Annotated in this window: 12 protein-coding genes; 5 read left to right on the top strand and 7 right to left on the bottom strand. The window is 71.7% G+C overall.

Annotation, left to right across the window (positions count from 1 at the left end; all coding sequences use genetic code 11):
• Positions 1 to 46: 46 nt before the first annotated feature.
• Both ACIA5G_RS18610 and ACIA5G_RS18605 read left to right on the top strand, forming a co-directional pair.
• Entirely contained in the window at positions 47 to 985 is a 939-nt protein-coding gene (locus ACIA5G_RS18610) for a DUF4037 domain-containing protein (protein WP_395924573.1), read from the top strand.
• On the top strand, positions 978 to 1,667 hold the full coding sequence (locus ACIA5G_RS18605; protein WP_395924571.1) for a YoaK family protein: 690 nt from the start codon (positions 978 to 980) through the stop codon (positions 1,665 to 1,667). Before ACIA5G_RS18610 ends, ACIA5G_RS18605 begins: the two co-directional genes overlap by 8 nt.
• On the opposite strand, the gene ACIA5G_RS18600 is transcribed toward ACIA5G_RS18605, so the two are convergent.
• The 5 genes from ACIA5G_RS18600 to ACIA5G_RS18580 form a co-directional block, all read right to left on the bottom strand.
• Positions 1,621 to 2,358: an SDR family NAD(P)-dependent oxidoreductase gene (locus ACIA5G_RS18600; protein WP_395924569.1), complete on the bottom strand. Its 738-nt coding sequence runs from the start codon at positions 2,356 to 2,358 to the stop codon at positions 1,621 to 1,623. The two genes, ACIA5G_RS18605 and ACIA5G_RS18600, sit on opposite strands and share 47 nt — an antisense overlap.
• A 75-nt stretch (positions 2,359 to 2,433) precedes the next feature.
• Positions 2,434 to 3,294: an amino acid ABC transporter permease gene (locus ACIA5G_RS18595; protein ID WP_395924567.1), complete on the bottom strand. Its 861-nt coding sequence runs from the start codon at positions 3,292 to 3,294 to the stop codon at positions 2,434 to 2,436.
• Positions 3,291 to 3,938, bottom strand: a complete 648-nt coding sequence (locus ACIA5G_RS18590; protein WP_395924565.1) for an amino acid ABC transporter permease — start codon at positions 3,936 to 3,938, stop codon at positions 3,291 to 3,293. The genes ACIA5G_RS18595 and ACIA5G_RS18590 overlap by 4 nt, the downstream gene beginning before the upstream one ends.
• 87 nt (positions 3,939 to 4,025) lie before the next feature.
• Positions 4,026 to 4,952 (bottom strand): glutamate ABC transporter substrate-binding protein, encoded by a 927-nt coding sequence (locus tag ACIA5G_RS18585; RefSeq protein WP_395924563.1) that lies wholly within the window; start codon positions 4,950 to 4,952, stop codon positions 4,026 to 4,028.
• Positions 4,953 to 5,007: 55 nt separating this feature from the next.
• Positions 5,008 to 5,736 (bottom strand): amino acid ABC transporter ATP-binding protein, encoded by a 729-nt coding sequence (locus tag ACIA5G_RS18580; protein WP_395924947.1) that lies wholly within the window; start codon positions 5,734 to 5,736, stop codon positions 5,008 to 5,010.
• Between the two features lie 310 nt (positions 5,737 to 6,046).
• Between ACIA5G_RS18580 and ACIA5G_RS18575 the strand changes: the two genes are divergently transcribed.
• Both ACIA5G_RS18575 and ACIA5G_RS18570 read left to right on the top strand, forming a co-directional pair.
• Positions 6,047 to 6,721: a response regulator transcription factor gene (locus ACIA5G_RS18575; RefSeq protein ID WP_395924561.1), complete on the top strand. Its 675-nt coding sequence runs from the start codon at positions 6,047 to 6,049 to the stop codon at positions 6,719 to 6,721.
• Positions 6,722 to 6,725: 4 nt separating this feature from the next.
• Positions 6,726 to 8,123 (top strand): sensor histidine kinase, encoded by a 1,398-nt coding sequence (locus ACIA5G_RS18570; RefSeq protein ID WP_395924559.1) that lies wholly within the window; start codon positions 6,726 to 6,728, stop codon positions 8,121 to 8,123.
• Here ACIA5G_RS18570 and ACIA5G_RS18565 read toward each other — a convergent pair.
• On the bottom strand, positions 8,120 to 9,046 hold the full coding sequence (locus tag ACIA5G_RS18565) for a TAXI family TRAP transporter solute-binding subunit (protein WP_395924557.1): 927 nt from the start codon (positions 9,044 to 9,046) through the stop codon (positions 8,120 to 8,122). The two genes, ACIA5G_RS18570 and ACIA5G_RS18565, sit on opposite strands and share 4 nt — an antisense overlap.
• An 81-nt stretch (positions 9,047 to 9,127) precedes the next feature.
• On the opposite strand from ACIA5G_RS18565, the gene ACIA5G_RS18560 reads away from it, so the two are divergent.
• Entirely contained in the window at positions 9,128 to 11,857 is a 2,730-nt protein-coding gene (locus ACIA5G_RS18560; RefSeq protein WP_395924555.1) for a transcriptional regulator, read from the top strand.
• Here ACIA5G_RS18560 and ACIA5G_RS18555 read toward each other — a convergent pair.
• Positions 11,835 to 12,518, bottom strand: coding sequence for a DUF4097 family beta strand repeat-containing protein (locus ACIA5G_RS18555; RefSeq protein WP_395924553.1), 684 nt, complete (start codon positions 12,516 to 12,518; stop codon positions 11,835 to 11,837). The two genes, ACIA5G_RS18560 and ACIA5G_RS18555, sit on opposite strands and share 23 nt — an antisense overlap.
• Positions 12,519 to 12,576: the final 58 nt, after the last annotated feature.

Genomic DNA, 12,576 nt, shown 5'->3' with positions numbered 1-12,576 from the left:
GCATAATGAAGCGCGCTTCGCGTGTTAGTAAGCCAGAATGGCGGCCATGACGTTCGTTTCCGGAATCGAACTGAGCCGCCGCTTCTACACCGAAGTGGTCGCCCCGCGGGTCGGCGAGCCGCACAGCGCCGCGTTGCTCGGGCCGGGCTCCGAGGTCCTCGGCTTCGACACCGAACGCTCGACCGACCACGACTGGACCGCGCGGGTTTTCCTCTTCCTGCCCGAGGTCCGCGCGCCGGAGGTGCCGGGCACGTTCCTCGGGCACCCGACGAAGGTGATCGTCGCAAGGCTCGACGACTGGGTGCACGGCACGCTCGGGTTCGATCCGCGGCGGCCGGCCGTGCGCGACTGGCTCGCCACGCCGACGCAGGTCTTCGCCGAGTTCACCGGCGGCGCGGTCTTCCACGACGACCTCGGGCTCGAGACGCTCCGGCAGCGCGTCGCCTGGTATCCCGGCGACGTCTGGCGGTACGTCCTGGCGTGCCAGTGGCAGCGCATCGGCCAGGAGGAGGCGTTTGTCGGCCGGTGCGGCGAAGCGGGCGACGAGCTGGGGTCGGCGGTCGTCGCGGCGCGGCTCGTCCGGGACCTGATGCGGCTGTGCCTGCTGATGGCGCGCCGGTACCCGCCGTACGCCAAGTGGCTCGGCAGCGCGTTCGCCCGGCTGCCCGCGGCCCCCGGTCTGACGCCGTCCTTGACCGGCGCCCTCGCGGCGACGAACTGGCACGACCGCGAGCGGCACCTCGTGGCCGCGTACGAAACGGTCGCCGGGCTGCACAACGAGCTCGGCCTCACCGATCCGGTCGACCCGCGAACCAGCAGGTATTACGACCGGCCGTTCCAGGTGATCCACGCCGAGCGGTTCGTGGCGCCGCTGCTCATCGGCCGGCCGTCACCCGTCGGGGCGATCGACCAGTTCGTCGACAGCACCGACGCGCTCGGAGACCGCGAGCTGACCCGCCGGGTGGTTGACTGCGCGCATGGCTGAGACGAAGCCGCGGGACCTGGCCGCGCTGCTGCTGACGCTGACGGTGGTGACCGGCGTGGTCGACGCGGTCAGCTTCCTCGGACTGGGCCGGGTGTTCGTGGCGAACATGACCGGCAACGTCGTGTTCCTCGGGTTCGCGGCGGCGGGGGAGACGACGTTGTCGGTGCTCGCGTCGCTGACGGCGGTGCTGGCGTTCCTGGCGGGCGCCCTCGCCGGCGGCCGGCTGGCCCGCAGTGAAGACGAATACGACACCCTCCGCCAGGCGACGGCGGTCCAGGCGGCGTTGGTCGCGGTGGCGGTGGTGCTGTCCGCGACGCTGGGCAGTGGCACCCGGCTGGGCAGCGAGCTGCTGATCGTGGTGCTGGGCCTGGCGATGGGCCTGCAGAACGCGGCGGTCCGCCGCATCGGCGCGCCCGACCTGACGACGACGGTGCTGACGATGACGCTGACGGGCTTCGCGGCGGATTCCAAGGCGGCCGGTGGTCAGGGGGCGCATCCGGTCCGGAAGGTGGCGGCGGTGGGCGCGATGCTGGTGGGCGCGCTAGCCGGCGGGCTGCTGCAGCTGCACGTCGCGATGTGGACGGCGTTGACGCTGGCCCTGGTGCTGATCCTCGGTGTGCTGGTGGTGCTGCAGGTCAACCGAGGGCGCGACCGCCGTCCACCAGCAGCCGCTGGCCCGTGACGAAACCCGCGTCCTTCGACGCGAAGAAGCTCACCGCCGCGGCCACGTCCTCGGGCGTGCCCAGCCGGCCCACCGGCACCCCGGCCAGATAGGCCGCGCGTTCCGCCTCCGGGACGTCCGCGTGGCGCTCCACCGGGACGAAGCCCGGCGCCACCGTGTTGACCGTGATGCCTTCCGGGGCCAGCTCGCGGGCCCACGCGCGGGCCAGGCCGACCTGGGCCGCCTTGGCCGTCGCGTACGCCGAGCGGCCGGGTGGCGGGCGGTCCGCGACCTCCGAGTCGATGTGGACGATGCGGCCGTACCCGCGGGCGCGCATGCCCGGGAGCACCGCGTGGCCGAGCAGCACCGGCGAACGCACGAAGAAGTCCAGGTGCCCCAGGTGGTCCGGCCAGTCCACATCGGACAGGAAGACGTCCGGCTGCGGGCCCGTCGCGTTGACGACCAGGACGGTGATCGGGCCCAGCAGCGCCGTCACCGCGTCGACCAGGTCGCCGACCTGGCGCCGGTCGGTGACGTCGGCGGCGAAGGCGGCGCCCCGGCCGCCCTCGGCGAGGACCTCTTCGGCCGCGGTCTTGAGGTCGGGATCGTCGTGCAGCGCGTTCACCGCCACGGCGAACCCGTCGCGGGCCAACCGCCGGGCGATGGTCCGGCCCAGCCCTCGTGAACTCCCGGTCACCAGTGCGACACCCATGGGCCCGACGCTAGGGGAGACCCCGGAACAGGACAAGGCCCCCGGGACGGATCCCGGGGGCCTCGAACGGGTGACTCAGGCGGCGGAGACGAGAGCTGCCTCGCCCGCGGCCGGGGGTGTGCCCACGACCTTCTTGTTGCGCCGGTTGCGCCGCTCCAGGTACGTCGCCAGCGCCGTCAGCAGCAGGCACATCACGACGTAGATGCCGGTCGCCACGATCGTCGACGGCACGATCGGGCGGCCGAACGTGCCCTGCGAGCCGATGTAGCGCGCGTAGTACAGCAGCTCCTGGAACGTGATGATGAAGCCGAGCGCGGTGTCCTTCAGCAGCACGACCAGCTGGCTGATGATCGTCGGCAGCATCGCGCGGATCGCCTGGGGCAGCAGCACCAGGAACATCACCTGCGTCTTGCGCATGCCCAGGGCGTACGCGGCTTCGCTCTGGCCCTTCGGCAGCGACTGGATGCCCGCGCGGAAGATCTCGGCGAGCACCGAGCCGTTGTACAGCGTCAGGCCGAAGACCACACCGAGGAACGGCGTCATCGGCACGCCGACCGTCGGCAGGCCGAAGTAGAACAGGAACATCAGGATCAGGGCGGGGATGGCGCGGAAGAACTCCACGACGAACCCGGCGATCCCGCGGATCCACGCGTGGTCGGACAGCCGCCCGGCCGCGAAGATCGCGCCGAAGATCAGCGCGAGCACCGCCGCAGCCGCGAACGCCTCGAGCGTCTGGAGCACCGCGTTGGCCAGGTCCTCCTGGACCTGCGAGTACTGCAGCCACTCCCACTTGCGGGCGGTGAACTGGCCGCTGTCGTAGAAGCGCCACCCGATGTAGGCGAGGAAGGCGAGGACGACGACGGTCCCGATGACCGCGTAGGTCCGGTACCGCAGCCGGGCCTTGGGTCCGGGGACGTCGAACAGGACGTTGCTCATCGGGCCACGCTCCAGCGCTTCTCCAGGCTGCGTTGGACGAACGACAGCACGGTGACCAGGATGATGAAGCCGAGGGCCACCCACAGCAGGCCGATCAGCTGGTTGTCACCGCGTTCGGACAGGTACGAGCGGATCGCGCCGGCCTCCGCGACGGAGAAACCGGCGGCGATCGTGGTGTTCTTCAGCAGCGCGATCAGGGTGCTGATCAGCGGCGGGACGACCGACCGCAGCGCCTGCGGCAGCACGACCTGGCCGAGGATCTGGGCGAACGTCAGCCCCAGCGCCCGTCCCGCTTCGGCCTGGCCGACCGGCACGGTGTTGATGCCCGAGCGCACGACCTCGCAGATGAACGCCGAGGTGTACACGGTCAGGGCGATCACGGCGGCGGGGAAGTAGTCGACCTTGACGATGTCGAGCAGCGGGTACGCGAACACGAAGAACGCGAACACCAGCGTGAGCGGCGTGTTCCGGGCGATCGTCACGTACGCCGTGCCGACGGCGCGGAAGACCGGCACCGGGCTCACCCGCAGCATGGCCAGGACCGTGCCCCAGATCAGGCTGCCGACGGCGGAGAGCACGAACAGTTCGATCGTGCGGAGAAAGAACGGACCGAACAGGTCCAGGTTGTTGAGCAGGACGTCCATGGAGCCTTCCCCGCGGCCGTGTCAGGTGGTGGATGTGGGAAGGCCGGTGGACCGGGGAGAACCCCGACCCACCGGCCTCGTGTCACGTCAGTACTTCTCGAGCGTCGGCTTCTTCGACGGCGAACCGGACTTGCCGAGCGTCGCGGCGTAGATCTTGTCCCAGGTGCCGTCGTCCAGCGCCTTCTGCAGGATCTCGTTGACCTTGTCGCGCAGGACCTTGTCGTCCTTGTTCAGGCCGATGCCGTACTTCTCCGTGGAGAACGTCTGGCCGACGACCTTCAGGTTGTCCGGGTCCTGGGCCGCGTAGCCCTTGAGGATCGCGTCGTCGGTGGTGACCGCGTCGACGTCCTTCGACAGCAGCTTCTCGACGCACTGCGAGTACTTCTGGAACTCGACGATGTTGCCCGGCTCGGTCAGGTTCTCCGAGCGGACCTTCTGGATCGGGGTCGAGCCCGTGACCGAGCAGACCTTCTTGCCCTTGAGGGCGTCCTTGCCGGTGATCGAGGTGTCGTCCTTGCGCACCAGGAGGTCCTGGCCGGCGACGAAGTACGGCCCGGCGAAGGAGACCAGCGCCTTGCGCTTGTCGGTGATCGAGTAGGTGCCGACGTAGTAGTTCACGTCGCCGTTCGCGATCGTCTGCTCACGGGCGCCGGAGTCGACCGTGCGGAAGGTGATCTTCTCCGGGTCGAAGCCGAGGCCGGCCGAGACGAGCTTCGCGATCTCGATGTCGAAGCCGCCGAACTTGCCGGTCGTCGGGTCCTTCTGGCCCAGGCCGGGCTGGTCGTCCTTCGCGCCGACGGTCAGCGCGCCGGCCGACTTCATCTTCGCGAACACCGGGGAGCCGGCCAGGTCGACGCCGGTCGCGACCGGGTAGGTCGGCAGCGCGGCGGCGTTCGTGCCGCTCTGGTCACCCGCGCCCGGGGAGGCCGGGGTGCCTTCCTTGCCGCAGGCGGTCATGGTGGTCAGCGTCAGACCACCTACGAGCAGTCCCACCGCGAGGGTGCGGATCCTCATGTGAATCTCTCCTGTGTGTCGTCACCCGGGACGCGAAGGGCGTCGCGGAACGTTCTCAGTGGGTCAAGATCTTGCCGAGGAAGTCCTTCGCGCGCTCGCTCTTGGGCGCGGTGAAGAACTCTTCGGGCGTCGTGTCCTCGACGATCTCGCCGTCGGCCATGAAGATCACCCGATCGGCTGCCCGGCGGGCGAAGCCCATCTCGTGCGTGACGACGAGCATCGTCATGCCGTCCTTGGCCAGGCCGGTCATGACGTCGAGCACCTCCTGGACCATCTCCGGGTCCAGCGCCGAGGTCGGCTCGTCGAACAGCATGACCTTGGGCCGCATGGCGAGCGCCCGCGCGATGGCGACACGCTGCTGCTGGCCGCCCGAGAGCTGCGCGGGGTACTTGTCGGCCTGGTTGGCGATGCCGACGCGCTCCAGCAGCTCCATCGCGGTCTTGCGCGCGTCGCCCTGTCCGGTCTTGCGGACCTTCACCGGCGCGAGCATGACGTTCTCGACGATCGTCTTGTGCGCGAACAGGTTGAACGACTGGAACACCATGCCGACGTCGGCGCGCAACGCCGCGAGGGCCTTGCCCTCGGCGGGCAGCGGCACGCCGTCGACCGCGATCTCGCCCGAGTTGATCGGCTCGAGCCGGTTGATGGCCCGGCAGAGGGTCGACTTGCCCGACCCCGACGGGCCCAGCACCACCACGACCTGGCCGCGGGGCACCTCGAGCGTGATCTCCCTGAGCACGTGCAGGTCGCCGAAGTACTTGTTCACGGCGGACGCCTTGATCATCGGCGCCGCCACCTCCGCGGTCATCTGGCCTCCAGAGTCGGTTCGTACCGGCGAGTGGGTTGTGGGTCACCACGCGATGGCGGAAACCTACCGTTGCTCTCCCGGTTGGCAAGGCTGCTTGAGCAATACTTAGGGTTTCAAGTGGGTATCGATGTCCTTTTGGTGAGTATTGATGCCATCGTGACCCTAGTCGAGCCGAAGTCACGGACGGTAACCGTCCGGGTGTCCGGTGCGGCCGCCGTGGCGACGTCCTAGAGTTCGTCGCTACCGTCGCGGAGGGTGAAGCAGGTCACCAGGGAGGGTGGACGGGGTGCGGGTGCTGCTGGTGGAGGACGACGACCGGGTCGCGGGGGCGCTGATCCCGGCGCTGACCCGCCGCGGCCTGGCGATCGCGCGGCTGGCCACCGGCGCCGGGGTGCTCGACCGGGTGCACGAGGTCGACGTCATCCTGCTCGACCTCGGCCTGCCGGACATCGACGGCGTGACGCTGTGCCGCCAGATCCGCGCGGTCAGTGACGTCGCGATCATCGTCGTGTCGGCGCGCGGCGAGGTCGACGACCGGATCCAGGGCCTGCGTGCCGGCGCCGACGACTACCTCGTCAAGCCCTACGACGTCGAGGAGCTGCTCGCCCGGGTCGAAGCGGTGCGCCGCCGCCGCGGCGAGCACACCACGGCCGAGCCGGTGGTGATCCGGGTCGGGGACGTCAGCGTCGACCTGTCCCGGCACGAGGTCCTGGTCGACGGGCAGACGATCGCGTTGTCCCGCAAGGAGTTCCAGGTGCTCGCGCTGGTCGCGGGCGCACGCGGCGCGGTGTGCTCGCGTGAGCACGTGCTCACCGAGGTGTGGGGTCACCGCGGGCCCGCGGAGAGCCGCTCGCTCGACGTCCACGTCGCGACACTGCGGACGAAGCTGGGGCGCCCGGCGCTGATCGAGACGGTCCGCGGGGTCGGTTACCGGCTCGGCGGCCAGGCAGCCCGGAGCTGACGGCGTGCGCGTCCGGCTGCAGGGCATCGTGCTGACGCTGGTCGCGTTGCTGGTGTTCGGGCTCGGCATCCCGCTGGCCGCCACGATCGCCGCCGGCGCCCAGCAGGACCTGTTCCTCGACCGGCTGACCGACACCGCGCGGTTCGCGTCGCTGGCGCAGCGGCCGCTGCTGGACAACAAGCCGTGGCTGCTCGAGCCCGACCTGCGCCGCTACACCGAGGTCTACGGCGTCCAGGTGCTCGTCGTCGACCAGGACAACAAGCCGGTGGCCAGCTCGCTCGGCCCGGGCGCCGCACGGATCGACCTCGAGGCCGAGCGGATCAGCGACCCGGTCCACGAGGCGCTGGCCGGCCGCCGGTCGGAGCCCGCCGCCGTGCTGATGCCGTGGGACGACACGCCGCTGGTGCTCGCCGAACCGGTGCTGGCCGACGGTGAGGTGCGCGGTGCGGTGCTGAGCGTGTCCGACACCGGCGCCGAGCGCGCCGACGTGCTGTGGTGGTGGCTGCTGCTCGCCGCGGGCGGGATCCTCGCCTTCGTGCTCGCGCTGGCCGTGGCGATCCCGGTGGTCCGCTGGATCCTGCGGCCGGTGCACCGGCTCGACGACGCGACCGGCGCGCTGGTGGCGTCCGTGGTCAGCGGGCGGGAGGCCGAGCCGGTGGGGGAGAGCGGCGGGCCGCCGGAGCTGCGGCAGCTCGGCCGCTCCTTCGACCGGATGGCCGAAAGCGTGTCCGGCGCGCTGGCCGCGCAGCGCGCGTTCGTCGCCGACGCCTCGCACCAGCTGCGCAACCCGCTGACCGCGTTGAAGATCCGGCTCGGCAACCTCGAAGGCCACGTCGACGACGAGCCGGCGGCCGCCGACCTCGAAGCCGCGCGGGTCGACGCCGGGCGGCTGCACCAGATCCTCGACGGCCTGCTTTCGATGGCGCGCGCCGAGGCGTCCGGCGGTGAGCTCGACCCGGTGGTGCTGGACGAGGCCGTCGCCGAGCGGGTGGCCGACTGGTCGGTGGTCGGCGAGGCCCGCGACGTGCGGCTGGTCGTCGACACCGCGGGTGACAGCGCCCGGGTGCGCCTGCCGCCGCGCGGCGCCGAAACGATCCTGGACGCGCTGCTCGACAACGCGCTGAAGTTCACCGCGGCCGGCACCGAGATCCGGATCGCCGTCGAGCGCGACGGCGACCAGGTGCGCCTGTCCGTCCGCGATCACGGACCGGGGCTGCGGCCCGACGAGCTCGACCGCGCGCTGGACCGGTTCTGGCGCAGCCCGGCCCACCAGAACGTGCCCGGCTCGGGGCTGGGCCTGGCGATCGTCAGCGAGCTGACCGCGCATTCCGACGGCGAGCTGACGCTCGACCTGCCCGAAGGCGGCGGCCTGCGGATCACGATGACGTTCCCGGCCGCCTAGGTCTTCTGTGCGCGGTAATAACGGAGTGCGCCGGGGTGCAGCGGGATCGGCTGGGTCTCGATGCCGGGGTGCACGTCGATCGACAGCGCCGCCGGGTTGGCGGCGGCGAGCTGCGGCCGGGCGTCGAACAGGCCGCGGACCAGCGCCTCGGCGACGTCGTCGGGCATCGACTTCGGGACCACCAGGACGTTCGGCACCAGCAGCGTGGTCACCGGGCCCGCCTGGTTGTAGGTGCTGGCCGGGATGGACGCGGTGCCGTACACCTGGTTGAGCTCCTGCATCTTCGGCATCACGTCGGCGATGTCGAGCAGGCGCAGCGACCGCGTGTTGTTGTAGTTGGCCAGGAACGGCGTCGGCAGGCCGCCGGACCAGAAGAAGGCGTCCACGTCGCCGTTCAGCAGGGCCCGGACGGACTCGTCGAGGCCGCGCGTGGAGGTGGTGACCGACCCGGCGAGGTCGGTGACCTGCAGCAGCCGCTCGGCGATGTACTCGACCCCCGAAGCCGGCGAGCCGATCGCGATCCGCCGGCCCTTCAGCTGGTCGACCGTCCGGATGTCGGAGTCGGTGCGGACGACGATGTGCAGGTAGTCGTCGTGGATCCGGGCGAGGGCGGCCATCCGCGGATCGGACTTGTACCGGTCGGAGGCGACGTCGGCGGCGACGAAGGCGACCTCGGCCTTCCCGCCGAGCACCTTGTCGACGTTGTCGGGCGAGCCCTGGGTCTGGAGCACCTGCGGCCGGTCGATGTCCAGGCCCGCCTGCCAGGCGGTGGCCAGCGTCTGCGCGAGCTTGTCGTAGACACCACCGGGATTACCCGCGGCGATCCGCAACCGGAGCCCGTCGAAACCGGCGGTGCAGGCGGAGAGCACCAGCACCAGGGCGGCGACCATCGCGAGTCCGCGCATCCGCCGGGTCCTGGCCATCGCCTGATCGTGCCAGATCTTCCGGCCGGTGTGGGGCGAAGCCGGGTGAGCCGCCCTCCGTCGTCGATAGGATCTCCGTCCGTGACCGCGCCGCCCGCATCGCCGACCGACGTCCGCGCCGAGCCCGACGAGGAGGACGCGCTGCTCGACGAGCTGCGCGAACGGCTCCCGCGGCTGGCGGGCCAGGTGCTCGACGACCCCGTCGCCGACCGGCTGCAGCTGGTGCCCGAACCGGAGCGCCCGGATCTGCGCGAAGCCGTCGTCGCCCACGTGGTCGCGAACGGCGACTTCGTGCTCCAGGAGACCAACCCGCAGATCACCGTGCTGCGGGGCGCGCGGGAGAAGCTCGCCGGGTTCGAGTCGCCGCGTGAGCGGGTGACCCGGTTGCCGGACCCGGACGATCGCGCCGGGCACGCCGTGCTCGGGTTCGTCCTCTGGCTCGGCATGCTCTTCCCGCTGCTGTTCTGGCAGCTCGGCCGGCTGCCGGTGACCGGTGGCGCTTGGGCCGGGGTCGTTTTCGCCCTCCTCGCCGGTTTTGTCCTGACGATCGTTTCGGCCCGCCGGCTGGTCGCCGGAATCGGTGTCCGGTTCGGCGGCCAACCGGCGGTCGGCGGCGGCAGGTGGCCGTTCGTGAGCGGGTTGGCCACGACGTACGCGTTGCTGCTGTGGCGCCTGTGGCCGTCGTCGCGGGAGGCGATGGGGACGTTCCTGGCCGTCGTGCTGTGGGTGGTCGCGGGGTGCGTCGCCTTCTTCCTGGCGCTGATGTTCTACCTGCCGGACTCGAACTCCGCCCAGGACGAGCAGCTGCCGCGGGCCGCCGGGCAGCGCTCGCTGTTCGGCGCCTTCCTGGCGGCGGGAGTGGCGTTCGCCGTCATGACTGTTCCCCTGCCGCTGCCGGAGTGGGCGGTGTTCGCCGTCGCGGACGTGCTCGCACTGCTCGTCCTGCTCCTCACCGGACCGGCCATCCTCACCCCCGGGCTGCTGCCGGCGGCGCTGTCCCTCGACCCCGACCGGCGCGGCAGTCCCAAGTGGACACAGCAGGTGAAGGTGTTGCGAGAGAACGTCGCCGCCGCCGAGGACGAGTGGGAAGCCGTCGCGCTGGAGACGGTCGGCCAGCAGGTCACGAAGCACCTCAACGAGCTGGTGCACCCCACCTTCAGCACGACGCTCGGCGTCCTCGACCCCCGGGCGCTCGGGCAGATGCGCGCCGGCGACCGGGTGGTGACGTCGCTGGCGTCGGGGGACCGGCTGAAGGCGTTGATGGCGGGGATCGGCGGCGGCGCCGTCGGGATGGCCGGCCCGCGCGGCGCGGGCAAGTCCACCCTGCTGGAGGCCTACCAGGCGGGCCGGCTCAGCACGCCCGGCCGCGCGCACATCGCGGTGCTCGAAAGCGTCCCGGTCCGGTACGACGCCCGCGAATTCGTCCTGCACCTCTACGCCCGCACCTGCGCGGCGGTGATCGAGTTCTGCGACGAGCGGCGTGCCACGGCGGACGCGCGGCCCGGCCGGTGGGCCGAGCGCCGGGCCCGTTGGCGGCGCCCCTGGCCGTACGCCGCGGTGATCGTGTCGGCGGTGGCCGCCGGGGCGGCGGGGTCGCTCGCGGCGCGTGGCGCGCGGTTCGACCCCGCGGCCTGGTTCACCGCGATCTGGTGGCCGCTCGTCTGCCTGCTCGGCGCCGCCGGCCTGCTCGCCGTCGCCTCACGCCGGCGGCCGGCGGTGGTGCCCACGCGGATCGTGCCGGCGCCCCCGGTGCCGCCCGGGGACCTGCGAGCCCTGCGCGCCCGCGCCGAGTGGGCGATCGGCGACATCGAATTCCAGCAGAAGCACACCTCGGGCTGGTCCGGGAAGGTCGGCGTGCCGGCGGGCGCCGACCTCGGCGTGACCAGGACGCACGAAGTGACCCGGCAGCCGCGGAGCTACCCGCAGATCGTGCACGGCTTCGGCGAGTTCCTCCGCGCCACGATCCGGGGCGTCACCCCGCTCGACGGCATCGCGACGCCGTCGGTGGTGATCATCCTCGACGAGCTGGACAAGATCGTCGCCCCGGAGGCGGCCCAGGACTTCGTCAACGAGGTCAAGGCGCTGTTCAACCTCGACGTCCCGGGTTTTCTCTTCCTGGTCTCGGTTTCGGAGGACGCGCTGGCCGCCTTCGAGCGGCGCGGGCTGCCGGTGCGCGACGCCTTCGACAGCGCCTTCGACGTCATCTTCCGCGTGGAGTACCTGAAGCTCGGTGACGCGCGGCAGGTGCTCTCCCGGCGCGTCCTCGGCCTGCCCGACCCGTTCGTCTGCCTGTGCCACTGCCTGTCCGGCGGCCTGCCGCGCGAACTGATCCGCGTCGCCCGCCAGGTGATCTCCGGCGGCGGCCCGCTCGCCGACGTCGCCCGCCGGGTGGTGGCCGACGACCTGGCGGACAAGCGGGCCGGCCTCCGCACGATCGTCGCCCGCGGCGGTTACGACGACGCCAAGGTGGGCGACCTGGTCCGCCACGTCGACGCACACGCGGCCGCCGACCCGGCCGCCCTGGTCGAAGCGGCGGCCACCCCACCGGTCACCGGCGACGACGAACCCCTCCGGCGGCTCCAGGTCGAGACACTCGGGTACCTCTACTACCTGGGCACGGTCCTCGAGGTCTTCGGCCCGGCGTTCGACCGCGCGGACCTCGACCGCGGCGATGCCACCGGAGACGGGTCGTTCGACGCGCTGGCGTCGGTGCGCCAGCTCTTCCCGGTCAACGCGCGGCTCGCCTGGCTGACGATCAGCGCGTTCCGCACGGTGTGGGACCTGCGGGTCATCCCGCCGCCGGAGCCGTGAGGCTGCGCGCGACGATGTCACCCTGCGAGGTGGTGGCCTGGATGCGCAGCTCGGCGGCACCGGTGCTGGCGAGGCTGTTGCTGATGCGGCCGTAGGAGGTGCCGGCGTCCAGCGAGGCCGAGACCCCGACGGCGGCGCCCACCTCGATGCTGCCGGCCTGGGTGGTCAGGGTGACGGTGCCGGGCCCGGCTTCGGCGATGCGGATGTCGCCCCGCGCGGTGCTGATGTCGGCGGAGCCCGCCAGCCGGCCGACCTCGACGTCACCATCGGTCGCGGTGAGCTGGACGCTCGCGGCGTGGTCGAGCTTGATCCGGCGGTACGCGCCGTCGAAGGCGACCTCACCGAGGCGCCCGACACCGCGGAGTTCGCAGCTGGCGGCCTTGGCTTCGACCCGCGAGCCGGCGGGCAGCTCGACGGTGACCTCCAGCGACCCGGAGGGGCCGAAGTACTGGTTCTTCGCTTCCGGAGCGTGAATCCGCAGGACACCGTCGGCATAGGTGACGGTGGTCTGCTCGGCGGCCGTGACGTCGCGGCGCTTGGCGGGATCGGCGGGCCGCACCTCGACGGTGGTGTCCGCACGGTCGCCGGCGACGAGCCGGACCCGCCCGGCCTGCAGGTCGAGGACGGTGGTGATCGGGGCGGGGGTGGCGAAGTTCTGCATCGTGTTCTCCTGTGGGTTCCGGCGGCCCCCTCGGTGGGGGCTGCGAGAACCACATTCG

This window comes from Amycolatopsis sp. NPDC051758 (genome assembly GCF_044453095.1).
Taxonomy (GTDB): Bacteria; Actinomycetota; Actinomycetes; order Mycobacteriales; family Pseudonocardiaceae; genus Amycolatopsis.
The sequence above is the reverse complement of the archived record's forward strand: the minus strand, read 5'-3'. Positions and strand labels throughout refer to the sequence as shown.

Excerpts from the sequence above, each read along its gene's own strand:
- ACIA5G_RS18585 (WP_395924563.1), bottom strand. The coding sequence starts at position 4,952 with ATGAGGATCCGCACCCTCGCGGTGGGACTGCTCGTAGGTGGTCTGACG.
- ACIA5G_RS18600 (WP_395924569.1), bottom strand. The coding sequence starts at position 2,358 with ATGGGTGTCGCACTGGTGACCGGGAGTTCACGAGGGCTGGGCCGGACC.
- ACIA5G_RS18555 (WP_395924553.1), bottom strand. The coding sequence starts at position 12,518 with ATGCAGAACTTCGCCACCCCCGCCCCGATCACCACCGTCCTCGACCTG.
- ACIA5G_RS18610 (WP_395924573.1), top strand. The coding sequence starts at position 47 with ATGACGTTCGTTTCCGGAATCGAACTGAGCCGCCGCTTCTACACCGAA.
- ACIA5G_RS18565 (WP_395924557.1), bottom strand. The coding sequence starts at position 9,046 with ATGGCCAGGACCCGGCGGATGCGCGGACTCGCGATGGTCGCCGCCCTG.
- ACIA5G_RS18605 (WP_395924571.1), top strand. The coding sequence starts at position 978 with ATGGCTGAGACGAAGCCGCGGGACCTGGCCGCGCTGCTGCTGACGCTG.
- ACIA5G_RS18595 (WP_395924567.1), bottom strand. The coding sequence starts at position 3,294 with ATGAGCAACGTCCTGTTCGACGTCCCCGGACCCAAGGCCCGGCTGCGG.
- ACIA5G_RS18590 (WP_395924565.1), bottom strand. The coding sequence starts at position 3,938 with ATGGACGTCCTGCTCAACAACCTGGACCTGTTCGGTCCGTTCTTTCTC.
- ACIA5G_RS18580 (WP_395924947.1), bottom strand. The coding sequence starts at position 5,736 with ATGATCAAGGCGTCCGCCGTGAACAAGTACTTCGGCGACCTGCACGTG.